Annotated in this window: 21 protein-coding genes; 3 read left to right on the forward strand and 18 right to left on the reverse strand. The window is 62.3% G+C overall.

What is annotated here, in order from left to right:
- The 6 genes from IC761_RS30330 to nac all read right to left on the reverse strand — a co-directional run bounded on the left by IC761_RS30330 (position 1) and on the right by nac (position 4,881).
- Positions 1-414: a biotin/lipoyl-containing protein gene (locus IC761_RS30330; protein ID WP_195800319.1), complete on the reverse strand. Its 414-nt coding sequence runs from the start codon at positions 412-414 to the stop codon at positions 1-3.
- Positions 411-1,394 carry a 5-oxoprolinase subunit C family protein gene (locus IC761_RS30335; RefSeq protein ID WP_195800320.1) on the reverse strand — a complete coding sequence of 328 codons (984 nt, stop codon included), beginning with the start codon at positions 1,392-1,394 and terminating at the stop codon, positions 411-413. The genes IC761_RS30330 and IC761_RS30335 overlap by 4 nt, the downstream gene beginning before the upstream one ends.
- Positions 1,391-2,050 carry a 5-oxoprolinase subunit PxpB gene (pxpB, locus tag IC761_RS30340; protein ID WP_195800321.1) on the reverse strand — a complete coding sequence of 220 codons (660 nt, stop codon included), beginning with the start codon at positions 2,048-2,050 and terminating at the stop codon, positions 1,391-1,393. Before pxpB ends, IC761_RS30335 begins: the two co-directional genes overlap by 4 nt.
- Positions 2,047-3,402, reverse strand: coding sequence for an acetyl-CoA carboxylase biotin carboxylase subunit (gene accC / locus IC761_RS30345; RefSeq protein WP_195800322.1), 1,356 nt, complete (start codon positions 3,400-3,402; stop codon positions 2,047-2,049). The genes pxpB and accC overlap by 4 nt, the downstream gene beginning before the upstream one ends.
- Before the next feature lie 7 nt (positions 3,403-3,409).
- Entirely contained in the window at positions 3,410-3,838 is a 429-nt protein-coding gene (locus tag IC761_RS30350) for an acetyl-CoA carboxylase biotin carboxyl carrier protein (protein WP_195800323.1), read from the reverse strand.
- Between the two features lie 146 nt (positions 3,839-3,984).
- A complete protein-coding gene (gene nac, locus IC761_RS30355; RefSeq protein WP_195800324.1) occupies positions 3,985-4,881 on the reverse strand; it encodes a nitrogen assimilation transcriptional regulator NAC in 897 nt (298 codons plus the stop codon).
- A gap of 167 nt (positions 4,882-5,048) precedes the next feature.
- Here nac and IC761_RS30360 point away from each other — a divergent pair, with 167 nt between their 5' ends.
- Positions 5,049-6,278: an aspartate transaminase gene (locus IC761_RS30360; protein WP_210338499.1), complete on the forward strand. Its 1,230-nt coding sequence runs from the start codon at positions 5,049-5,051 to the stop codon at positions 6,276-6,278.
- A 572-nt stretch (positions 6,279-6,850) separates the two neighbouring features.
- Here the strand turns inward: IC761_RS30360 and IC761_RS30365 are convergent.
- Genes IC761_RS30365 through IC761_RS30390 form a run of 6 tightly spaced genes read right to left on the reverse strand, consistent with a single transcriptional unit; the run spans position 6,851 to position 12,576 of the window.
- A complete protein-coding gene (locus IC761_RS30365; protein WP_195800326.1) occupies positions 6,851-7,171 on the reverse strand; it encodes a 4Fe-4S dicluster domain-containing protein in 321 nt (106 codons plus the stop codon).
- Positions 7,168-8,796: an FAD-dependent oxidoreductase gene (locus IC761_RS30370; RefSeq protein ID WP_195800327.1), complete on the reverse strand. Its 1,629-nt coding sequence runs from the start codon at positions 8,794-8,796 to the stop codon at positions 7,168-7,170. Before IC761_RS30370 ends, IC761_RS30365 begins: the two co-directional genes overlap by 4 nt.
- Before the next feature lie 35 nt (positions 8,797-8,831).
- A complete protein-coding gene (locus tag IC761_RS30375) occupies positions 8,832-9,707 on the reverse strand; it encodes an ABC transporter permease (RefSeq protein ID WP_195800328.1) in 876 nt (291 codons plus the stop codon).
- The gene (locus IC761_RS30380) at positions 9,700-10,566 is read right to left on the reverse strand and encodes an ABC transporter ATP-binding protein (protein ID WP_195800329.1); all 867 of its coding nucleotides are present in this window, start codon (positions 10,564-10,566) and stop codon (positions 9,700-9,702) included. Before IC761_RS30380 ends, IC761_RS30375 begins: the two co-directional genes overlap by 8 nt.
- Positions 10,563-11,609 carry an ABC transporter substrate-binding protein gene (locus IC761_RS30385; RefSeq protein ID WP_246791374.1) on the reverse strand — a complete coding sequence of 349 codons (1,047 nt, stop codon included), beginning with the start codon at positions 11,607-11,609 and terminating at the stop codon, positions 10,563-10,565. The genes IC761_RS30380 and IC761_RS30385 overlap by 4 nt, the downstream gene beginning before the upstream one ends.
- Positions 11,610-11,646: 37 nt before the next feature.
- Complete coding sequence (locus IC761_RS30390; RefSeq protein WP_195800331.1) at positions 11,647-12,576, reverse strand: TauD/TfdA dioxygenase family protein; 930 nt, start codon at positions 12,574-12,576, stop codon at positions 11,647-11,649.
- A 653-nt stretch (positions 12,577-13,229) separates the two neighbouring features.
- Between IC761_RS30390 and IC761_RS30395 the strand changes: the two genes are divergently transcribed.
- Positions 13,230-14,570 carry an LLM class flavin-dependent oxidoreductase gene (locus IC761_RS30395; RefSeq protein WP_195800332.1) on the forward strand — a complete coding sequence of 447 codons (1,341 nt, stop codon included), beginning with the start codon at positions 13,230-13,232 and terminating at the stop codon, positions 14,568-14,570.
- A gap of 156 nt (positions 14,571-14,726) precedes the next feature.
- Positions 14,727-15,977, forward strand: a complete 1,251-nt coding sequence (locus IC761_RS30400; protein ID WP_368367078.1) for an FAD/NAD(P)-binding protein — start codon at positions 14,727-14,729, stop codon at positions 15,975-15,977.
- A gap of 367 nt (positions 15,978-16,344) precedes the next feature.
- Here the strand turns inward: IC761_RS30400 and IC761_RS30405 are convergent, their stop codons facing one another.
- From IC761_RS30405 to IC761_RS30430, 6 genes are all read right to left on the reverse strand, one after another.
- Positions 16,345-16,617 carry an EAL domain-containing protein gene (locus IC761_RS30405; protein WP_246791375.1) on the reverse strand — a complete coding sequence of 91 codons (273 nt, stop codon included), beginning with the start codon at positions 16,615-16,617 and terminating at the stop codon, positions 16,345-16,347.
- A gap of 2 nt (positions 16,618-16,619) precedes the next feature.
- Entirely contained in the window at positions 16,620-17,333 is a 714-nt protein-coding gene (locus IC761_RS30410) for an SDR family oxidoreductase (RefSeq protein ID WP_195800333.1), read from the reverse strand.
- A gap of 133 nt (positions 17,334-17,466) precedes the next feature.
- Complete coding sequence (locus tag IC761_RS30415) at positions 17,467-18,870, reverse strand: aspartate aminotransferase family protein (protein WP_195800334.1); 1,404 nt, start codon at positions 18,868-18,870, stop codon at positions 17,467-17,469.
- A gap of 13 nt (positions 18,871-18,883) precedes the next feature.
- Complete coding sequence (locus tag IC761_RS30420) at positions 18,884-20,362, reverse strand: NAD-dependent succinate-semialdehyde dehydrogenase (protein WP_195800335.1); 1,479 nt, start codon at positions 20,360-20,362, stop codon at positions 18,884-18,886.
- 357 nt (positions 20,363-20,719) lie between these two features.
- Positions 20,720-21,205, reverse strand: coding sequence for an Lrp/AsnC family transcriptional regulator (locus IC761_RS30425; protein ID WP_195800336.1), 486 nt, complete (start codon positions 21,203-21,205; stop codon positions 20,720-20,722).
- Between the two features lie 205 nt (positions 21,206-21,410).
- Positions 21,411-22,586 (reverse strand): M24 family metallopeptidase, encoded by a 1,176-nt coding sequence (locus tag IC761_RS30430; protein ID WP_195800337.1) that lies wholly within the window; start codon positions 22,584-22,586, stop codon positions 21,411-21,413.
- Positions 22,587-22,781 lie beyond the last annotated feature (195 nt).

Below are 22,781 nucleotides of genomic sequence, written 5' to 3' on the forward strand. Positions count from 1 at the left end.
TCAAGCCTCGCTCGCGATGTCTGAAAGTCGGGCGATCTCGGCGCCAAACCCGACGAGCGCGCCCTCCTCTGCTACCACCTCCACGACGACCCCGTCACAGGGCGCATCGATCGGAACCAGCAGCGCGCCAACTTGCAATAGCGCGACCGCCTGGCCGGCGCGAACCAGACTTCCACAGGGCGCGAGCGGAACGCGCCGCATCGGATGGCTATGCAGCAGGGTCCCCACCATCGGCGCCCGCACGGCGACGGTGTGAGCGACTGCCCTCGCGCCGTCCGTCGTCTTCACCTGAAGCTCTTGCTGGATGGCGCACCCAAGGCGTAGCTGGCGGTCAGGCCCGCTCAGTTCAAGGTAGTCGATGCCCGCTTCGGCAAGCCATGACGAGAGTTGGTCAACATGCGGGAACGGCATCATTGCCCTCCCCGCCGTGCACGGAAAAGACCAACGAGGCGACGCGCTTCGGCAAGCCAGCGCTCGTTCGCATCCTGGGCCGCGACAGCGTCATCCCAAGTCACCTCGACAAAGCGAACGCGGCCGCCAATCGGCGTCTGCCCGAGGCGCCACAAGTCGGCCTCGATAACGGTTCCGATCTTGGGATAGCCCCCGGACGGCTGGGCATCGCGCATCTGCACGATGGGCTGACCGCCATGCGGCACCTGGATCACCCCCGGCACGATGCCGTGCGAACGCAATTCGAGCGGCGCCTTCGGCATCAATGGGGTGCCCTCGAGCCGAAACCCGTAGCGATCGCTTTGCGGCGAAATCCGCCATGGCTCGCTCCACAGACTTGCCTGAGCCTGCGGCGTATAGGCCTCGTACTCGGCAGCGCGAAGCACCCGTACGGCCGGCAGGCCATCCACCATCAGCGGCATCGCCAACGCTGGCGGATTAAGGCCCACGCGTGCACTCGCTGCTCGAAACGGTCCGGTTGCAATCTTGTCGCCTGTGCGAAGGGCGCGTCCTTCGAAACCACCAAATTCACCACGCAACTGCGTGCTGCGCGACCCCAGCACCGACGGCACATCGACGCCGCCGGCAAGGCAAAGATAGGCGCGGCTCGCTGCCCAACCGTCGCGTCTGGGAAGTCCGGGTTGAAGCACCTGTCCGGCGCGGGCATCATGCGCGCACCAAGGCAGGATCGCCAGATCATCGAGCCTCGCGTCGCAATCTGCTCCCGTCACGGCGAACGTCGTGTCCTCCTGGAAGCGGATCCGAAACGGAAAAATCTGGATCTCGATCACCGCCGCGTCATCGGGATTGCCGAGCAGGATGTTGCCGGCCGCGACTGCAAGGTCATCCATGGCGCCCGAGGTACCGACGCCCCATTTGAGCGCGCCCCTGCGGCCAAGATCCTGAATCGTCGCAAGTCCGCCGGTGGCGATGACCTCAATCATCGGATCACCGCCGCGATGCGAAAGCGGATGCTGTCACCGGGACGCAGCAGCGCCGGCGGGTCGCTGGCCGGGTCAAAGAAACGCATCTCGGTGCTGCCGATCGTATTCCAGCCGCTCGGCCCGGGCGATGCAGACACGCCGGTCTGACCGCCGCCGATTGAGACCGCGCCTCCCGGAATCCTCAGCGTGGGGATCTTGCGGCGCGGCGTCGCGATCCGCTGGTCCATGCCACCGAGATAGCAATAGCCGGGATGACTGCCGAGCGCGTAGACGTGATAGATCGGCGCACTGTGGATTTCGGCGATGTCGTCGAGGCTCAACCCCGTATGCGCAACGACGTCGGCGACATGCGGCCCGCCCTCGCCGCCATAGACCACCGGCAGCTCGATCAGCCGGCCTTCCAGCTTGAGCGCCGAGGCGCTGGCCCAGGCCGACCGTAACCTCGCTTCAATCGATGTGAGCGAGCTGGGGGGACGCACGAAGCTGAGCATGACGTTGTTCATGCCCGGCACGGCCTCGCGAATTTCAGGCCATTGCCCGGCCTCCTCGGCCAGCGCCCAGATCCGCCGCTGCGTGTCGAGCTCCGTCGGACCGGGCGCATCGAACAACAAGGCGCTCGTTCCAAGAAGACTGATCCGGGGCTCATCGGCGCTCATGCGTGAGGTGCTCCCTCGCGCAGGCGGCGTTCGAGATAGTGGATGTCAACCGCCCCGGAGCTGAATGCCGGGTCCAAGGCGATGCGGCGATGCAGCGGCAAATTGGTCGAGATCCCCGAGACGCTCATTTCATCGAGCGCGAGCCGCAGCCGCGCCAGCGCATCAGCACGATTATCGCCATGGACGATCAGCTTTGCGATCATGGAATCGTAGTGCGGCGAGACCGTGTAGCCGGCCCCGGCGTGGCTGTCGACGCGCACGCCGTAGCCGCCTGGCAGCTCCCAGCCGGTGATGCGGCCCGGCGACGGCGCGAAGGTATTCGGGTTCTCGGCATTGATCCGGCACTCGAAGGCATGCCCACGGCAGCGAATATCCGCTTGCGTCAAGGTAAGCCGCTCCCCGCGCGCGACGCGGATCTGCTGCTGGACGATGTCGATCCCGGCCGTCATCTCGGTGACGGGATGCTCGACCTGCAGCCGCGTGTTCATTTCGATGAAATAGAATGCACCGTCTTCGAACAGGAATTCGAAGGTGCCGAGCCCCTGGTACTCGATCTGCTGGCAGGCCCGCGCGCAGCGCTCGCCGATCTCGGCGACGAGCGCATCCGCGATTCCCGGCGCGGGCGCCTCCTCGATGACCTTCTGGTGACGGCGCTGGAGCGAGCAATCCCGGCTGCCAAGCCAAAGCGCCTGACCATGCCCATCGGCGAGCACCTGGATTTCAACGTGCCGGGGATGGGTTAGAAATTTTTCGATATAGACTTCACCGTTGTCGAAGGCGCGTCGCGCTTCCTCACGCGTGACGGCGAGCGCATCGAGCAGCGCGGCCTCCTCGGTGACGATCCGCATCCCTCGCCCGCCACCTCCGCCTGCGGCTTTGACGATGACGGGATAGCCGATCTCATGAGCGAGGCGACGAACGGCCTCGGGATCATCCGGCAAGGTTGCATCGGGGCCGGGAACGCAGGGCACGCCCGCCGCGCGCATCGCCTTCTTGGCGGCGACCTTGTCGCCCATGGTTCGAATGCAGGCGGCGGAAGGGCCGATGAACGTCAGGCCGGCTTCGACGACGCGCTCGGCGAACAGGGCGTTCTCGGCCAGAAATCCATATCCGGGGTGAACAGCTTCAGCACCCGTCGCGTTGGCCGCGAGCAAGATGGCGGCCTGATCGAGATAGCTATGCGTTGCCGCGGGTGGACCGATGCAGACCGCGACATCCGCGCGTTCGACATAGGGCGCATCACGATCGGCCTCGGAATAGACCACGATGGTGCGCAGGCCGAGGCTCCGACACGCTCGCTGGATACGAAGCGCAATCTCACCGCGGTTGGCGATCAGAACGGACTCGAACATGGTTACCTCAGACGGTGCGCATCAGCGGCTGACCTGCCTCGACGAGGGTTCCGGGAGCGACAAGGATCGCTTCGAGGATCCCGTCCCGTTCGGCGCGGACTTCGATGAACGTCTTCATCGCCTCGATGACACAGATCGCCATGCCGGCCTGGATCGCCTGACCAACCTCGACATAGGGCGGCTGATCCGGTCCGGGGCACAGATAGACGATGCCGGAAAGCGGCGCGCAGATCTCCGGCGCTGCTGCCACGGGCGTTTCTATCGACGTGTTCGGACGAGACGGCGATCGATCGGGAGCCGCAACCGGGGGTACGGAATGGCTCCGCACGCCATTGCGTACCAGCCGGAGCGTCCATCCGTCCTTGCTCGCCTCGAGTTCGGCGAGATCGGACGACGCCATTGCGTCAATGAACGCCTTGATCTGCGCCAGGTCCATCGGCGCCTACCGATCGCAGTCATGAGTATCAAACATGAATAAAGGCTAGCGCGCGAAGCGAACGCACACCAAGACGGAATGTATTTGACCCGATAAGGGGTGCTTATGTCCCGGGGCTCGCATCCGCGCCACACGCGCGGATCGTGTTACGACAGGCTCGCGACGAGTTCCAGGAGGATTTCCTTGATCGCCGAAGCGGGCTCGGACAGCGGCAAATGATCCGACTGGCAGAGCGCCAACGGGGCCTCAATAGTCGGTTCGACGATGCGAGACAGCCAGGCGTTGGAGGAACTGGCGACCTCACGCGCCATGGATTCCGGCAGGATCGTTGCGCCAAGACCGCTGGCAATGACGGCCGACAACGTTCCGGCCGATTCGATTTCCGCAACCACGCGAGGCGTCATCCCGAGTCCCGCGAATGCCTCGTTCACCATTTTTCGCACGACGTTGTAGGGCCGCGGGAGGTAGAGATCCAGATCAGCGATCGTACGCAACGGCAAATCGCTGGGGGACGCGACCATGCTGTCGGGGCCCACCAAATACAGTTGTTCCTTGAACAGCGGAAGGAACGTCAATCCATGCACGGTGGTCTGGCCGCCATAGAGCACTGCAATATCCATCCGTCCATTCATCACGAGCTCCGACAGCGTGCTGCCATAGGTCTCGTTCAGATAGAGCAGGATGCCGGGGTGACGCGCCCGCGCAGTGCGCAGAAGCGGCAACGCCAGGCGCGCGGCAGCCGTTCCCGGCGCGAGCCCGACTGACACGGCGCCGGACAAGCCCTGCCCCGCCGCCTTCATGTCGGCGTTGGCCTGGTCCCATTGCCGCAAGATGAGCTGGGCATGCCGGTAGAGAACCTTACCGGCTTCGGTTGGCACCACACCGCGCTTGGTGCGCAATAATAGCTGCTGACGTACCTCGCCCTCCAACGTCGCCAATTGCTGGCTGAGCGCCGGCTGCGCCACGTGAAGAATGTCGGCGGCCTGCGTCAGACTGCCGATGTCGACAATCTTCACGAAGTATTGCAGGCGCCTCAAGTTCACGTCGCTTCTCCCGTTCCGCCGAACGTATCCACCGAACCCCGAACTCTAGTCGATTTCTGCGCCAGCCATAAGAGGTTCTTATCGAGGGAGACCGAAGTCATCTTGGCCACGGCCTCCGCGGAGGATTAGACCTTTCGACTTCAGCCTGACATCAAGGGATGCCTGCCGTGAACTCCTACAACCCCGCAGGGCGCATCAGACGCATCAAGCCGTCACCCAGCACTGTTGCCGCCGATCGGGCCAACGAGCTGCGGCGACAGGGCAAGCAGATCGTGAGTCTAGTGGTCGGCGAGCCGGATTTCGACACGCCGGCCCACATCCGCAAGGCGGCCGCATACGCGATGGACCATGGCGCGACCCGCTACACCTCGATGCGGGGAACGCAGGAATTGCGGGAGGCGATCGCAGCCAAGCTCAAGCGCGAGAACGCGCTGAGCTACGGCGTCGACGAGATCATCGTGACCAACGGCGCCAAGAGCGCGATCTACAGCGCGCTCGCAGCGACCGTCGATGTCGGTGACGAGGTCATCATTCCGGCGCCCTACTGGGTGTCCTATCCGGACATGGTGCTGGCTTGCGACGGCACGCCGGTGACGATCAGCTGCGGCGAGAACCATGGCTTCAAGCTGTCGCCGGGGCAGCTGGAAGAAGCTATCACGCCGAAAACGCGCTGGCTGCTGATCAACTCGCCGAGCAATCCGACCGGCGCCAGCTATACCGCTGCCGAGTACCGCGCGCTCGCGGACGTGCTCGTCAAGCATCCGCACGTCATGGTCATGACTGACGACATCTACGAGCACATTCGTTTCGACGGCAAGCCGACTCCGCATCTCCTGAACGCCGCGCCCGAACTGCGCGACCGTACCCTCGCCATCAACGGCGTGTCCAAGACCTATGCCATGACCGGCTGGCGTATCGGCTGGGTTGCCGGCCCGCGGACTCTGATCGGCGCGCTTGATACGTTGTTGTCGCAGTCCGCGGGAACCTGCTGCGCGGTGAGCCAGGCGGCGGCAACCGCCGCGCTCAACGGTGATCAGTCCTTCATCGTGGAGAGCGTCGCCATCTACAAGCAGCGGCGCGACGCCATCCTGCCGCTCCTGAACGCAATCCCCGGTCTGAGCTGCCAGGCGCCAGACGGCGCATTCTACCTGTTCGTGAATTGCGCCGGCCTGATCGGCAAGACCACGGAGGATGGCAAGCGGATCGAGACTGACAACGATGTGGTGCTTTACTTCCTCGACACCTTCGGCGTGGCGCTGGTCGCTGGCGCGGCCTACGGACTCTCACCTTACTTCAGGCTGTCAATCGCGACATCTCTGGAAGCTCTGACAGAGGGGGTTGAACGCTTAGCGCGCGCCACCGCGACACTCCGAGGCCTCCCATCGAGGCTGGATTGATCCAAGGGGGCCTCACCAATCCCTCGGAGTCGCCATGTCGTATCTGCGTGATGGCATCGTGCTTGGCGGGGGTTCCCGAACAGTCTCGGCCTTGAAGCAAATGGTTATTTCTCAAAAACCCCGTAGCAGCTGCGTTCGAGGGACGACCAAGTCGGTCTTCCCCCCACATGAACCGTCGATTTCGCGGTCGTGGTAACGGCAGTTTCCCTGCACCATCGCCAGCACGAAGCCAGCTCTCTGTAGTAGCGCACGAGATCAGATTCTCGGTCGCAGCTGGATGCGTTGCTCTTATCAAGTTTGACTGCGTCGAGCCCGAACGTCCGCTTCACGCCTCGGACCGACTGCTCAGATTTGCCGTCAATAGATTCTTTTGGATCTCCCGGTGCACACGCCGCCTCTTAAACTATTGAAAATATTTAACTCTCACTCCAATCCATCATGGGCAAGTTTGATCCCGGAGTCCCTGTAGGTTCAAATCCCGGAGGCGCAACCACCGATACCGACATTCGATTCCGGTTTGATGACGATATAACTTGCTTATTTTATTCATATTTTAGGTGGCGAGCGTCAACCTAACGACCGAAAAGCAAGTAGCTTTGGTCGACGCCGCGGAGATCGCGGGTCTCCTCGGTCCAGCCGACGGCGCGGCGATAGCTGCCCATCGTGTCCGCTTGCTTGAGCGCTGCGAGGTCGACTGGACGGGTCTCATCCGCGAAAGGCGAGACGTAGAGCGCGTCTTCCGGGCAATAGAGTTCGCAGAGGAAGCAGGTCTGGCAATCGCCCTGGCGGGCGATCACCGGAATGCCGTCGGTCTTGTCGAACACGTTGGTCGGGCACACGTTGACGCAGATGTCGCAGGACGTGCAACGCTCTGTATCGATAACCTCGATCATTCCGCCGCCTCCGCGTAAGCTGCCTCAGGATGAGGCCGGACCGAGGTCCAGACCTCGTCAAGTCCGCCCGTCGTCACATAGTGACGCTGCCGGTGATCCAGATCGGGGAAATCGTCGCGCCGATGCATTCCGCGGCTTTCCTGACGCGCCAGCGCGCTGCGGTACATCCAGCGCGCTGTCGCCAGCATCGCCGCGCTTTCACGGGCGCGCAACACCTCGGACGTGTCGGCCGCATCGGCATCGGACACGTCACGCCACGAGGCGTCAAGCCGCCGCAGCGCGCCATCGAGCCGCGAAGCGTCGCGGAAATAGTTCAGCTCATACGGGAAGACCTCGTCCTGGACAGCCCTCGCCAGCGCGGCCGGATCAAACGCGCGCCGCGAGCGACTGCGAAAGCCAATGGTTCCCATAGACGACAGCGTTCGCCCGGCGGCCGTACCGGCCTGCCTCGCGTAGGCAGCGGCGCCCTGCCCCGCGAGCGTCCCCGACGACATCGCCCAGGCGGCGTTGTGGCTGCCGCCGCCGGTGAAGCCGCCGCAGATCAGTTCGCGCGTCGCCGCGTCGCCCGCGGCATAGAGACCCGGTACACTGGTGGCGCAGCAGTCGTCGACAATGCGAAGGCCGCCGGTGCCGCGCACGGTGCCTTCGAGCCGCAACGTCACTGGGAAGCGATCTCTGAACGGATCGATGCCGGTGCGGTCGAACGGCAGGAAGAAATTCGGTTGCGCCGTGCGCATGTGCCGCTGCACGTCCTCATCGGCCTTGTCGAGCCGCGCATAGACCGGCCCCTCGAGCAGCGCGCGGGCGATCGCCGATCGCCCGCCCTTGGACGCCGCACCGGGCACGACGCTGCCATCGTCATAAGTGAAAGTAGCCCAGCCGTAGAACAGCGTTTTGGTCACCGAACCGAACGCCGGCGAGATAGCATACGGATTGGAAAATTCCATGCTGCTGAACTCGGCACCTATTTCCGCGGCCATCAGATAGCCATCGCCGGTGAGCACGTTCGATCCCAAGGTCTTGCTCAGGAACGCGCAGCCGCCGGTCGCGATTACGACGGCTCTCGCGCGCACCGTCCAGTGATCCTGCTTCTGGCGGCGCACGCCGCTCGCCCCCGCAGCAGCGCCGTCCTCATCCACCAGCAATTCGAGCGCCGGGCTGTGATCTAGGATGGTGACGCCCGCCTGCTTGGTCCGCTTGCGCATCAACCGCATATATTCGGGGCCTTGCAGCGAGTTGCGCTGCGATATGCCGTGCTCATCATCCGGATAGGGATAACCCCAGTCCGCGAGGCGATTGCTCTGCTGATAGGTGAGATCGAGCACACGCGCCATCCAGCGGCGATCCTGCAAGAAGCCGCCGAGCTTCTCGCGACCGGCCATGGCGGCCTCGCGCTCCGCCGGCACCGGATCGACGTACCAGACGCCGGTGCCCGCCGCCGCCGTGGCGCCCGAAGTGCCGCAAAAGCCTTTGTCGGCGAGCACGACGCGCGCGCCACGCTCGGCCGCGCTGACCGCGGCCCAGGTGCCCGCGGGCCCGCCGCCGAGCACCAGCACGTCGGCGTCATATTCGACGGATCCGCTTGGTGCGGCCCTGCGCTCGGCGCGGTTGATTTGGTTCGTCATTGATCACGTCTCCCGTTCGAACAATCGGTCTGCGCTCATGCCGCCACCTGTGCCTTCCAGCGCATGAAGCGCCGCTCCAGCGCTTCGAGCACGGCGTTGAGCGCCAGCCCGATCACCGTGATACTCAGAATGCCGAAATACATTTGCGGGATCAGGAAGCTGTATTGGCTGTTAATGATGAGATAGCCGAGCCCGGCCTTGGCCCCGACCATTTCGGAAGCGACAAGCACCAGCATAGCCGAGGCGCTGGCGAGGCGAATGCCAACGAAGATTGTCGGGAGTGCCGCCGGCAGGATCACCTTCCGGAATAATTGCTGCGGCGTCGCTCCCATTGTCCGCGCCGACTTGATCAGGAGCGGATCGACTTGCTTCACCGCGGCGATGGTGTTGAGCAACAGCGGCCAGGCGCAGCTATAGATCACCATGGTGATCTTCGACATCTCCCCGATGCCGAGCAACAGGATGAACACCGGCAGCAGTGCCAGCGGCGCGGTGTTGCGGCAGATCTCGATGATCTGGTTCAGGAGATTGGCCAGTCGGGCATACCAGCCGACGGCGAGGCCAAGCGGGACACTCAATGCAACCGAGATCAGGAATCCGCTCAATGCGCGCAGCAGGCTCGCCGAGACGTCGTCATAGAGCTCGCCGGTTTGGGAAAGCTGCCAGCCCGCAGCAATCACATCCGAGATCGGCGGCAGAAACACCGGATCGATCAAGCCGAGCCGCGGGGCGGCCTCCCACACCGCCAGCAACGCGATGAGCACCAGCGAGCGAAGCCCGAACGCGGCAAGCCGGTGCGCGGCCGCACGAACACTGCCGACGATCGGTAACGATCGGCGATCTGCGCCGGATATGGACTTGGGACGCCCCTGCGCCAGTTCCAACAGCGCCAGTGTCTCCAGACTAGACATGGGCCACCTCCTTCACGTCCCGATTCACAGGCCGCGCGCTCAGGTCGCCGCTCAATTGTCCCTGCTGCGCTTTCTGCACCTCATCGCGGAGCAGGCTCCAGAGCTGGTGCCTGACATGGCCGAACTCCGGCAGCGAGCGCACATCGTCAGCCTCGCTGCGCAGTGCGGCTGGAATCTCGATCACCTGCTTAATCCGGCCCGGGCGCGAGGTCATCACCGCGACGCGCTGGCCGAGCACGACGGCCTCGTCGATGCCGTGGGTGATGAAGACGATGGTTTTGCCGGTGGCGCGCCAGATCCGCAACAGCTCGCCTTGCAGCGTCTCGCGGGTTTGTGCGTCGAGCGCGGCAAACGGCTCGTCCATCAACAGCACCTCAGGGTCGTAAGCGAGGCTGCGCGCGATCGCGACGCGCTGCTTCATGCCGCCGGACAATTCGTGCGGATAGCGGTTGGCAAAACCGGACAGGCCGACGAGATCGAGGAAATGCCGCGCGATCTCGCGCCGTTGCTTTGCGTTCAGCCCGGCGATGTCGAGCCCGAACTCGACATTTTCCGCGGCGGTGCGCCAGGGAAACAGCGCGTATTGCTGGAACACGATGCCGCGGTCGCGGCCGGGCCCCGTGATCGGCCGTCCGTCGAGCAGGATGCGGCCGCTGGTCGGCGTGGAGAGTCCACCCAGGAGGTCAAGGAGCGTCGATTTCCCGCAGCCGCTAGGGCCGACCAGGGCCAGGAACTCGCCGGCGCCGACGTCCAGCGTTATATCCTCCAGGGCGGTGAAGCGGTCCGCGGGACCGCTTCCCTCGCTGCGCGTCACGAATTCCTTGCGGACGCGCTCAAAGCTGATCTTGACCGGGCTCATTGCGCCTCCGCCGTCTTGCCGGGGCGGAAATAATTGAACGCGTTGGTATAGGTATCGGAGGCCTTGATCTGGCCGGGCTTGAACAGGCCATCCTTTTCCAGCCAGTCGATCCACACCTGGATTTCGGCGTTCGAGATCACGCCGCCCTTGGTCGCAACGCCGGTGCTCTTCCAGTACTTGATCGAGGAGGCATCCTCATTGCGCTTTCGCTCAGTGATGATTCTATCGAAGCGCGCTCGCACCTCTTCTGCCGGTGTCGTCTGCGCCCAGGCAATCGCGCGCGAGATACCTTCAATCAGCCTGCGCGACGCTTCCGGATTGTCCTTGATGAACTTGTCGCGCAGCACATAGGAGCCGCCGGTGAACTGACCAAACAGGTCGGTGTCGTTGAACAGCGAGTGGATGCCGCCGCGATCGAGCGCCTTGTCCCGCAGCACGCCGCTGAGCGCGCTCACCTCGACCTGGCCCTGGCGCAGCGCCTGTTCGCCGCTCACCGGCGGGATCGCCACAAGCGTCACCTGCTTGGCCTCGCTTGCGGAGAGACCGTTGCGGGCGAGATATTCGCGCAGCACGAACTCCAGATGCGCACCCAGCGTATTGACGGCGACCTTCTTTCCGATCAGGTCGCGCGCCGTCTTGATCGGGCTGTCGTCCTTTACGTAGTAGCCGTAATAGGTGTTGGCGTCCGAGCCGTAGTAGCCGACCACGGCCTTTATCGGCGCGCGCGCCGCGATCAGTTTCAGGATCGCGCCATAGAAGGCGCCACCGATATCGATGTCGCCGGTCACCACGGTCTGGATGTCCTGCGGGCCGCTGATCGTATTGCCGACCCATTTCAGCTTCAGCGGTGCGAGATAGCCGAGGTCGTCGGCGAGCTCGATAAACGTCACCTGCCCGGCCCAGCCCTGATAGCGGATCTCGGTCTTGTCGAGCGGCGGCTCGGCGAAGGCGGGAGCCGCGAGGCCGAGCGCCAATACGCCGGCAAGCAGCAGCCGCGCCGCCTTGCGAGCGGCATGCTGCCGCGCGCGAACAAATCGAACCATCGAGTTCATTCTGGTAAATCCTGTCTGTGAAGCGGGATCAAGCGGCCTTGGCCGACTGCGGTTTCGGCGCCTTGATGCGGGTCACGCTGCGGCGCCCGTCGACGCTGAGCGGCACCTCGCCATCGATGGTGGCGCGGCGGACGACGCGGTGTTGATCGCCGTAATCGTTGACCGCGTAGTGCTGGGTCGCGCGATTGTCCCAGATCGCGACGTCACCGGCCTGCCAGGTCCAGCGCACGGTGTTTTCCGGCGCGGTGATGTGGGACTGGAACAGGTCGAACAGCTTTTGGCCGTCGTATTTCGGCAGGCCCACGAAGCGCTGCACGAAATTGCCGAGCACGAGCGTGCGCTCGCCGGTCTCGGGATGGACCCGCACCACCGGATGCTCGGTTTCGTAGGTCGTGCCGGTAAACACTTCGTCGAAGTGCTTGCGGTCCGCCTCCGACGCGCGCGTCTTGACAGCGTAGTCATAAGCGTTGCTGTGGACCGCCCAGAGCTCCTCGGCGAGCTTGCGCAGCGGCGCCGGCAGATCGAGATAGGCCGCGGCCGTGTTCGACCACACGGTGTCGCCGCCGAAAGGCGGGATCACCACGCCCCGCAGCACCGATATTTTCGGATAGGCGTCGACGAAGGTGACGTCCGTGTGCCACTGGTCGGCGCGGCCGCCGCCGCGGTCCGAGTCCAGCTCCAGGATCGACGAGGTGCCCTTGGTCGCTCCGACCGTCGGATGCGGCACCAGTTTTCCGAGCCGGACGGCGAAGCGCTCCTGCTCGGCATCGTCGAGATGTCCCTGATTGCGAAAGAAGATCACCTTGTGCTCGAGCAGAACTTTGTTGATGGCCCGAATGACTTCATCAGACAGGTTGCCCGACAGCTTGACGTTCCTGACCTCGGCGCCAAGCCGCGCCGCGCGCTTAATGATGTCGGCACGCGGAATGACATTGTCGGTGGTGGTCGTATTGCTCATGTTCGTGGTCTTCCCTGTGGTGGTCTGGACAAGGCTCCGCCATGCGCCGGCCACGCCGGCGGCGGTGCATGATGGGTAATGTCTTGGCTTTCGGTCCTGGTGGACCGCTAGGGGGTCCGGTGGCGGCTAGATCGTGCGCCGCGCACCGGCCGGCGGTACAGCTCTCCGCCATCGCCTCAGTGCAGCACGGCGCGCACAGAGCCGAACTCTGCCGGGCTGCTTCGCGAACGACGAGTGGATCTGATTGCCGCATGGTGAACGACCTCGCTTGTACCTTGCAGATCGTAAAAGCGATCGCGATCCAGTCAATGAAACGAAACCAGCTTTGTTTGGCGCGGGGCGCAATGATCGCTTCGTTGGTCACGCAGAGACCGGAATATTTGCGATGATGACAGTCTACGCGAACGCTTTGTATGCCTGACAGCGGGCGCAATCGCGTCGATCGGCGCTCGAAACAACTCAACTCGCCGGCCTTCCTCATCGAGACGAACGCACTCGTCTCCGATCAATGACGCATTCACACGCTTCATGCTTGCTTTGCTCGCAACAACGCAAATTCATTTCATCGACAGCTTTGCGATCGCCGACATAGAGTCGAGCGAAACAACGAGCGCGACGACACCCGACAACGCTAGACATTTGCGAGCCAGGCCATGAGCAAACGGCAACTTTCCCTGAATTTCTTCATCTATCCGGACGGCCATCACGAGGCGGCCTGGCGTCACAAGGCTTCGACGACGGACCGCATCCTCGACGTCACCTACTATCAGGAGCTGGCTCAACCCGCCGAAGCGCACAAGTTCGACGCGGTGTTCTTCGCCGACGGTCCGGCGCTGGCGGACAATGTCCGCTACGCCCAGCGGTTCCGGTTGGAGCCAATCACCCTGCTCACCGCAATCGCGTCCGCCACCAAACGCATCGGGCTGATCGCGACGGCATCGACGACCTACACCGAGCCCTACAATCTCGCGCGGCTGTTCGCCTCGCTCGATCACATCAGTAGGGGACGTGCGGGTTGGAATATCGTGACGACGAGCTCGCCGCAAGCCGCCCAGAACTTCGGCCTGCCCGAGCATCCGCCGCATCACGAACGCTATGAACGGGCGCGCGAATATCTCGATGTTATCACGAGGCTATGGGACAGTTGGGAAGACGACGCGCTGGTCAACGATCCCGTCTCGGGCATTTTCGCGGACACGAGCAAGATCCACGCGATCGACCACATCGGAAAGCATTTTCGTGTGCGCGGTCCGCTCAATGTCTCGCGGCCGCCGCAGGGCCGGCCGGTCTATGTCCAGGCGGGCTCGTCCGAGGACGGACGCGCATTTGCCGCGCGCTTTGCCGAAGCTATCTTTACTGCGCACCAGACGCTGGCGAGCGCGCAGGAGTTTTATGCCGACATCAAGCGTCAGACGCGCGGTTTCGACCGTAGTCCCGACCAGATCAAGATCCTGCCCGGTATCTCGCCGTTCATCGCCAGCACGCAGGTCGAGGCCGACAGGCTCCAGGAGGAGTTCAACGCGTTGATCCAACCGGAATTCTCGCTGACCCAGCTCCGCCAGATGACCGGGCTCGATCTCACCGGCTTCGATCTCGATGGCCCCTTTCCGCGTCATCTGATCGACACCAGCGGCGCGCGCGGCGTCGCCAGCCGCCTCAAGCTCGTGGTCGACATCGTCGACCGCGAGAAGCCGACGATCCGCCAGCTCGTGCAGCGCCTTGCCGGCGCGCGCGGCCATTGGGTCATCGCCGGCCCCCCGGAGAAGATCGCCGACAACATCCAGACTTGGTTCGAGAACGGTGCCGCCGATGGCTTCAACGTCATGCCGCCCTTCCTGCCCGGCGGCTTCGATCTCTTCGCCGGACAGGTCGTACCGATTCTGCGCAAACGTGGCCTGTTCCGCCACGACTACATCGGCAGGACGCTGCGTGATCATTACGGCTTGGACCGTCCGGAAAGCGTGTTCTCAAGATCCGTTGAGGCGATCGCCTGACCGCTTGGAACAGAAACGGAGCATTCGATTCGTCGCGAAACATTCCGCCTGCTTCAGTGCTTTCCGCTGGCATGAATTTCCAAAGACACGAATGCACAACGAAAAGGCCCGCGGTCGCCCATTTGAGTATGCTGATCCAAAACAGGGAGGCAGCGCATGGCCAGCCGGCACGCGATTGTCATCGGCGGTGGCGCCAGCGGCGTACTGCTTGCCTATCAGCTCTTGCGCCAGGGCAGCACGGTCTTCCGCGTCACGCTGATCGAGCGGCGATCCGAGATCGGCCGCGGCCTCGCCTATCACACCGGCAATCCCGATCACCTGCTCAATGTGCGGGCAGGCAATATGAGCGCCCTGCCCGAGGATCCAGATCATTTCGTGCGCTGGCTTGCCGCGCGCGACCTTTGCGGTGCTGACCCCTACTGCTTCGTCCCGCGGCGGGTCTTTGGCGATTACATCGAGAGCTTGATCCAGCCGCTGATCGAACGCGAGCCGGGATCGCGCGGCCTCACCCTGGTAAACGACGAATGTGTCGCGATCAGCGAAGGCCGGACGGGCGTCATGATCCGGCTTGCGAATGGCACACGGCTGTCCGGCGACATCGCCATTCTTGCGACAGGTCACGAGTCCCGTCACGCGCCACTCGCCTGCTATGCTGACCCTTGGGCGCCGCACGCCAATGACGGCATCGCCGGGGACTCGCCGCTCCTGATTCTCGGCACCGGCCTCACCATGGTCGACTTCGTGCTGTCGCGATTGCGCGAAGGCCATAGCGGACCGATCATCGCCATGTCGCGCCGCGGGCTGCTGTCGAGAGCGCACCGCCGCGTCGAGCCGCTGCACATCGATGATGCGGAGATCCCTTTTGGGGCCAGCGCCAGCCGATTGCTGCGTTGGCTACGTGATCGCGTCGAGACCCATCGCGCTGAAGGTGGCGACTGGCGCAGCGTCATTGACGGAATGCGGCCCTTCACCCAGCGTCTCTGGCGCGAGCTTCCGCCACGCTCAAGGCAGCGCTTTCTCGAGCACGCGCGCGCCTGGTGGGAGGTCCACCGGCACCGGATGGCGCCTGAGGTCGAGGAAAGGATCACCACCGCGATTACGGATGACCGGTTAAGCCTCATCGCGGCCAAAATCATCGACATCATTCCGCTCACCAATGGCGCGCGGGTCCTCTATCGCAGACGCGGCAGGAACCAGGCGGACAGCCTTGATGTCGCAGCGATCGTCGATTGCAGCGGGATCGTACGGGATCCCAGCGTCACGACGAATCCGGCGCTCCGCAGCCTGTTCGCTCAGGGCCTTGGGCGGATCGATTCCTTGCGCATCGGCATTGATGTCGGATTCGATGGCGCCCTGATCGATCGCGAGGGGCACCGTCCCGCCGGCTGTACGCGGTGGGGCCGCTGACACGTTCGGCGTACTGGGAGATCGTCGCGATCCCCGACATCCGCAATCAATGCGCCGAGCTCGCCAGCCATCTGGTCGAGATTCACGGCGAAACGACGACGAATGTTCTTCGGACTACCTCCTCCCGGGCGGTTGCAAGATTTATGCGGCTCAGCGCCCGGTGACGCGAGTTCGCTGTAGATCGGCTTGGCCCTCGCCCCCCAAATCGGCGCCCGAGGTTGACCCCGCCACATCCGCCGAACCTCACACCCGAAGAAAGTGCTTCTCGGCACGTGCGCGAGCCCTGAGCGCGGGCATCGTCGTTGGCTAAGAACAGCTCGTTTGAGGCCGAAACTGCAAGTAGTGAGCTTATACTGTTCAGACGGCTTTAAGGGGTGGCGCGCACCAGCAATCGCTTCGGATCAACTTGTTCGACAACGACTGGATCAGGACGTCCGATGAGATAGCCTTGCATTTCGTCGCAGCCCTCCTGCGAGAGGAGCGACATCTGTGCCTCAGTTTCGATCCTTTCTGCAAGCACGGGCACGCCCAACCCATGCGCAAGACCGATGACGGCGCGCACGATTGCCAGCGCGCGTTCGCTCTGTCCAAGCGACGCGCGCCTGCATTGAACGGGCAGCAACGAAGGCGGGCGGGTCACGGTTAGATGAAACCGGCGCTTTTGCCCCCGTCGATGACGATCGTTGTACCATTCAAGAACTCCGCCTTGCGCGAACATATGAAGCCGACGAGTTCGCCGATCTCGTTGGCCCGACCTGCGCGGCCGAGGGGATTGTCGCCGGCGATTGTTTTCATCGCCTCTGCCCGGGAAATGTTGCGTTCCGATGCGAGTGCATCAACGCGTGCGCGAACACGGCCCGTGTCAAAATAGCCAGGGGCGACGACATTCACGCGAACATTATCCTTCGCGGCGCTCCTGGCGAGAATCTTCGCCATATTTGCGATCGCCGACCGGAACGTGCTTGCAAGGACGAGATGTGCCGACGGCTCACGCGCCTCGGCGCCCGTAATGAAAACGATATCGCCGTTCCCTCGCTCGCGCATATGTGGAAGAGCCCTGCGCACCAGTCGCACTGCGCTCATCAGGAGCATTTCGAAAGCCTGGCACCAAAGATCGTCAGACAGATCCTCGACAGTTCCGTAAGCCATATGGCCCGAATTGATCACCAAGCAATCGATGTGAGGCAGATGTGCCAAAGCCTGGTCAAAGAGAGCTTCCGTATCTCGAGGGTCGCGCAAATCCGAACAGACACCGAAAACACGAGATCCGCCAGCGATGGTCTCAAGCTGTCGAACCGATGCCGCCATCTTTTTCGGGTCGCGGCCGGTAAGCACGAGATCAAAGCCGTCGGACACTAGCTTCTCAGCAATCCCTAAGCCGATGCCTGCCGTACCAGCCGTTATGAGTGCCGTTCGTCCCATATCGTTCCCACCGCAATAGCGCTCAAGTGGTGGCGCTGGCCGCCAGGAATGGCGGCCCGCCGGAGGCCTAGATTTTTTGCCCCTCATGAACCAGTTGGTCCATGACCGAACGAACAGCGGACTCCGCAATGGACACCAACTCATCGACCTCGGCCTTGGTGATGACGAGCGGAGGCGCAAAACCGAGGATATCGCCATGCGGCATGGCCCGGGCAATCAGTCCACGATCCCGCGCCGCCTTTGAAACCCGTGCGCCGACGTTCAGCCCGGGATCGAAGCGGGTCTTCTTCTCGCGATCTGCCACAAACTCGATTGCTCCCATGAGGCCGACACCGCGTACTTCTCCGACGATCGGCAGCTGGGCGAACTTGGCTTGCAGCTGAGCCTGGAAGTAACTTCCGACCGTGTCGGCCTTGCCGGGAAGATCCTCGTTCTCGACGATGTCGAGCACAGCATTGGCCGCAGCCGCGCCGATCGGGTGACCAGAATAAGTGTAACCGTGGGAGAATGAGCCGACCCGGTCGGCAGCGTCTTCCATGACCTGATAGACTTTCTCGCCGACGATTGCGCCGGACAGTGGAAAATAGGCCGATGTCAGACCTTTGGCGACGGTGATCAGATCGGGTTCTATCCCGTAGCGGTCAGAGCCGAACATCGAACCCGTACGACCGAACCCAGTGATGACTTCATCGGCAATGAGAAGAACGTCGTGTTTGCGCAGCACAGCCTGAATGGCTTCCCAATACCCTTCCGGTGGCGGCGTTATACCCCCTGTGCCAAGGACGGGCTCGCCGATGAAGGCACCGACCGTTTCGGGCCCCTCCCGTTGAATTAGTTCGTCAAGCTCTGCGGCGCGGCGCTTCGAAAATTCGACCTCGGTTTCACCGGGATGTCCGCCCCAGTAGTGATGTGGAACGCCCGTATGAACGATCTGTGAAAATGGCAGGTCCATGTGATCGTGATAGAAGCTCATGCCGGTCATCGAGCCGGAGATGATGCTGCATCCGTGATAGCCACGATCTCTCGATATGATCTTCTTCTTTTTCGGCTTGCCGCGAAGATTGTTGTAATACCAAACAAGCTTGGCCTGGGTTTCGTTGGCGTCCGAGCCAGACATTCCATAGAACACCTTGCTCATCTTGCCCGGCGCCATCTTCACCAGGCGATCGGAGAGAATGGCAAGCTCATCCGTCGTATGTGCGGCGTAGGAGTGATAGTAGGCAAGGCGATAGGCCTGTCTGGAAATTGCTTCGGCCACTTCGGTCCGCCCGTAGCCGACATTCACGCAATAGAGACCGGCAAAACCATCGATGAACTCCTTGCCCGCGGCATCCTGGATGCGAATGCCCTTGCCGGTCTCAACAATAGTCGGATCACCGAGTTTGCCAGTCGCAAAATCCTTCAGCTGTGTGAAAGGATGGAGGACCGAACGGCGGTCCAATTCGCTGATCTTTGCGATATCGATCGTCACTGTTGTTGTCCTTTCAAGCTGCAAGGCTGCCGAGGCAAACGTATTTCGGCTCCAGATACTCGGTTAATCCGAGCTTCGAACCTTCCCGGCCGAGCCCCGACTGCTTCCAACCTCCAAACGGTATTGGCGCGCCGGTGAATTTCGGCGTGTTCACGGCAACCATTCCGTACTCGAGTCGATCGGTGACACGCATCGCCCGCGCGAGATCTCGTGTGTAGACGTACGCGGCCAGTCCCATTTCGGAGTTGTTCGCCCGCGCAATGACCTCGTTCTCATCGTCGAAGGGGAGAATCGCTGCCACGGGACCAAAGGTCTCCTCTCTTGCGATCAGCATATCGTCCGTGACGTCTGCAAGCACGGTGGGTGTGACGAAGCTGCCTCCCAGGGGGCTGTCCTGCCCGCCCGCCACGAGGCGCGCGCCTGCAGACAAGGCTTGTGAGATGTGCTGACGGCATTTTTCTGCCACCGAGGGGCGCGTCATCGGACCGATCTCGGTGCCGCTCTCCAAGCCATGGCCGACTTTCAATCTCGCCGCCGCCTTCGCGAAGTCCTGCACAAAGCGCTGGTAGATGCCGCGTTGAACGTAGATGCGGTTCGCGGCCAGACAATCCTGGCCCGAGGTCGAAAACTTGGCGCCAATGCAGCCGGTGACCGAAGCTTCGAGGACGGCGTCATCGAACAGCAGGAACGGCGCGTGACCTCCGAGTTCCATGGATGTCTTTTTCACTGTCTGAGCTGATTGACCGAGCAACAGGCGTCCCACTTCCGTCGATCCGGTGAACGAGAAAGCACGAATTTCGGCATGCTCGAGCAACCTCTTGGCCAGAGGTGCCGCCTCTCCAGTGATGACCTGAAAGACGCCGGGAGGCATTCCCACTTCTTCAGCCAGCTTTGCAAGCGCCAAAGCCGAAAGCGGCGTCTCTGGAGCGGGCTTGACGATCATCGTGCAGCCTGCGGCAAGTGCGGCCGCGGCCTTGCGCGTAATCATCGCAGATGGAAAATTCCAAGGCGTAATTGCGAGGGTCACCCCGACCGGCTGCATCTGAACGGACAGTTTGCTGCTCGGCAGGTGACTGGGAATCGTATCGCCGTACGCGCGCAGGCCCTCGGCAGCGAACCACTCCACGAAATTTGCGCCATAGGCGATTTCGCCGCGCGCCTCGGAAAGCGGTTTGCCCTGTTCGCAGGTCATGATGACCGCAAGATCCTCGGCATTCTGTCTCATGGTCGAAGCCCAAGCGCGCAAAATCGCGCCCCGCTCATTGGGCAGGCGGTCACGCCAATCCAGGAATGCTCGGGCGGCGGCCCCGACCGCGAAATCGACTTCGCTGGAGCTGCAAGCTGTCACGTTACAAAGGAGCTCTCCCGTTGCAGGATCCGTTACCGGAAGGGTCTGGCCGGTTTCGCGCCAGGCACCGTCGAGAAAAGCCCTCGTTTCGATCAAATCCGGCTGTCTCAGCTTCTTTAGTGCCGCGGGGGCGAGGCCCTTCATGGATGACTTCCCAGTTCAGCATCAGTGAGCCGCAATTTAGAGCTAGCGGCTCACAGGAAAGCAGCGAGTGCGACCCGCTTCGCTCCTTAATCCTGCGAATAATCGGCGGTTTTCGCAGGATTGCGGCTACCACGGCGATCCGACGCCGATACTCCGATTGCAGCTGTTGCACAGCCGACGACCGTCCAGAATTCACGCCTCGAAACCTCAGGGGAAGATTGCGCAGAATGGCAGCGCTAAATCGCAATCGTCATTGCACATGCTCGCAAAGCAACAAAGGTTCGGAGCTGTTCTAGCCGGCGCCAGATGGCTTGACGCATGGAGGCCAATTGCAAGTCCGATTGGGCAACACGAGCCCTAGCCGGCAGCCTCGGGCGCTTCAATGGGAATGGTGAATCCGACTTTCACCCGATCCATGATCACCAACGTTTTGAATCCCTTGATGTCCGGGTTCTCGTAGAAGAAGCGGCGCGTGAATTGCTCGTAGCCTTCCATGTCGGTTGCCGTGACAATGATCACGAAATCCGCTTCTCCCGTGACATAATAGCCGCTCATGACCTCAGCATTGGCGCGCAGTGCTTGCTTGAAGCGGTCAATGATGTCTGCCCGTTCTCGTTCGAGCGAAACCAGCACCAACATGGAAACGGGGCGACCGACGGCCTTTGGCGAAACGATAGATACGTCCGCCTCGATGATTCTGCTGTCGCGAAGCTTTTTAAGTCGGCGTTGGACGGCGGTGGCGGAAAGGCCGACCCGCTCGCCTATCTCATCGGATGTCAGACGATTGTTGCTCTGGACAAGCGTCATGATGCGCGCATCCAAGCGATCGTATTCGACGGCCATTCGCCTATTTCCTGCGTATGACCGAACAATAGCGCAGTTTCACTGCAAGTACCAGACGTTAGTCACAGTTTATCGGCGACCTGAATGCGCTCCACTTTCAGACCGGCCAATCCGGGGCTCGAATACCCCAACCGCCGTCCCGGCACTTGCCTGCAGGCTCGGATCGCCGCGCCTGCAGGCAGCCGCAACTGCCCCTGAAGTTGCGTTACGACGAAATCTCGAACAGTTCACGCGGCAGCTTCGTAAATGGTTCACCACCGGCGTCGGTCACGCGAAACGTTTCGCTGATCACATAGCCGACATCTTCATCGATCCAGTTTCCAAGCATGAGGTGAAACGTCATGTTTGGCTTCAGGACGGTCATGTCACCTTCCTTCAGGCTCGCCGTCGGTTCTGTCCAATCGATCCCGACGGCATAGCCACACCGCGACTCCTTCTCGAAGCCATGTTTTTTCAGTGTGGTGTTGAAAGCCGCTGCGACATCGTGACAGGTCCTTCCGGTCTTGGCCGCCGCCAGTGCAGCTTCAAGACCGGCGACCTCTCCTTCATGCAGCCGACGTATCACGTCTGACGGCTTGCCAATCGACATGGTGCGCATCAGTGGAGACGTATAGCCGTGACGCACGCCGCTGAATTCGAGATTGACCTGCGAACCCTGTTGGAGAACGTCCTCGGTCCAGCGAATGTGACACGTAGACGTGCGCGGCGTAGCGCATAGAAAGAAGCTCGCGAGATCCGTTCCGGGCTTGCCGTTCGCGCCACGCACCAGCGTCGCTATGATCTCCGCGGATGCGTCTGCTTCGCGCACTCGCGGGCGGATGACGTCCTTGGCTTTGAGCATACCGGCGTCGGAAATGGCGGCGGCTTCGCGCATCATCGCGATTTCCAGATCCGATTTCACGCCTCGAATCCAGGTAACGGCGTTGGTGCAATCGACGATTTTTGCTTCGGCCGCCCGGGACCTGAACTTCTCTACCGTCGATGCCGGCAAAAGCTTCGCCTCAAGGCCGATCCCCTTGTGGCCGATCCCCTTGTCCAAGATGAAATCGATGATCGCGTCGTATCCGTCACGATCGGGATTGGCGATCAGCGCTTCCGGGTAGCCGATCACACGGCTTCGATCGATGAACATCTGATGGAGCGCCGCTGGTCCGTCCATACGGCGCGTAAGGAAGGTCGGCTCCTCATCCTTCAAGGAGACGACCAGACCTTGAGGCACATACCCGGACTTCGACGTGTATCCCGAAAGGTATGTGATGTTGGCTGGCGCCGTGACCACCAGGACTTCGACCTCGCGTCGCTCCATCTCCGATTTGACGGCAGTCAATCGTCGCAGATATTCAGAGCGGGGGAACGCCTGCGAGGCTTTTGGCATTGTCATGATTTCAGCTCCTTGGGTGAACTACCGAGTTCTTTTGTTGTGTCATCGATCCGTGTCGGCACGCCGGAGCACGTTGGCCCTCGCGCCGGCGGAAGCCCCAAATCACTCCATAGCTGGTCGGACGACCGTCCGAAGAAGCGAGCGGCCTTTTTAGCGCAATACCAACCGTCATCGGTCCGAGAGTCTTTGGCTTGT

The sequence above is a fragment of the Bradyrhizobium commune genome (genome assembly GCF_015624505.1).
In the GTDB taxonomy this organism is placed as follows: Bacteria; Pseudomonadota; Alphaproteobacteria; order Rhizobiales; family Xanthobacteraceae; genus Bradyrhizobium; species Bradyrhizobium commune.

Excerpts from the sequence above, each read along its gene's own strand:
- IC761_RS30330 (WP_195800319.1), bottom strand. The coding sequence starts at position 414 with ATGATGCCGTTCCCGCATGTTGACCAACTCTCGTCATGGCTTGCCGAA.
- IC761_RS30335 (WP_195800320.1), bottom strand. The coding sequence starts at position 1,394 with ATGATTGAGGTCATCGCCACCGGCGGACTTGCGACGATTCAGGATCTT.
- pxpB (WP_195800321.1), bottom strand. The coding sequence starts at position 2,050 with ATGAGCGCCGATGAGCCCCGGATCAGTCTTCTTGGAACGAGCGCCTTG.
- accC (WP_195800322.1), bottom strand. The coding sequence starts at position 3,402 with ATGTTCGAGTCCGTTCTGATCGCCAACCGCGGTGAGATTGCGCTTCGT.
- IC761_RS30350 (WP_195800323.1), bottom strand. The coding sequence starts at position 3,838 with ATGGACCTGGCGCAGATCAAGGCGTTCATTGACGCAATGGCGTCGTCC.
- IC761_RS30365 (WP_195800326.1), bottom strand. The coding sequence starts at position 7,171 with ATGATCGAGGTTATCGATACAGAGCGTTGCACGTCCTGCGACATCTGC.
- IC761_RS30370 (WP_195800327.1), bottom strand. The coding sequence starts at position 8,796 with ATGACGAACCAAATCAACCGCGCCGAGCGCAGGGCCGCACCAAGCGGA.
- IC761_RS30375 (WP_195800328.1), bottom strand. The coding sequence starts at position 9,707 with ATGTCTAGTCTGGAGACACTGGCGCTGTTGGAACTGGCGCAGGGGCGT.
- IC761_RS30380 (WP_195800329.1), bottom strand. The coding sequence starts at position 10,566 with ATGAGCCCGGTCAAGATCAGCTTTGAGCGCGTCCGCAAGGAATTCGTG.
- IC761_RS30385 (WP_246791374.1), bottom strand. The coding sequence starts at position 11,609 with ATGGTTCGATTTGTTCGCGCGCGGCAGCATGCCGCTCGCAAGGCGGCG.
- IC761_RS30390 (WP_195800331.1), bottom strand. The coding sequence starts at position 12,576 with ATGAGCAATACGACCACCACCGACAATGTCATTCCGCGTGCCGACATC.
- IC761_RS30395 (WP_195800332.1), top strand. The coding sequence starts at position 13,230 with ATGAGCAAACGGCAACTTTCCCTGAATTTCTTCATCTATCCGGACGGC.
- IC761_RS30400 (WP_368367078.1), top strand. The coding sequence starts at position 14,727 with ATGGCCAGCCGGCACGCGATTGTCATCGGCGGTGGCGCCAGCGGCGTA.
- IC761_RS30420 (WP_195800335.1), bottom strand. The coding sequence starts at position 20,362 with ATGAAGGGCCTCGCCCCCGCGGCACTAAAGAAGCTGAGACAGCCGGAT.
- IC761_RS30425 (WP_195800336.1), bottom strand. The coding sequence starts at position 21,205 with ATGGCCGTCGAATACGATCGCTTGGATGCGCGCATCATGACGCTTGTC.
- IC761_RS30430 (WP_195800337.1), bottom strand. The coding sequence starts at position 22,586 with ATGACAATGCCAAAAGCCTCGCAGGCGTTCCCCCGCTCTGAATATCTG.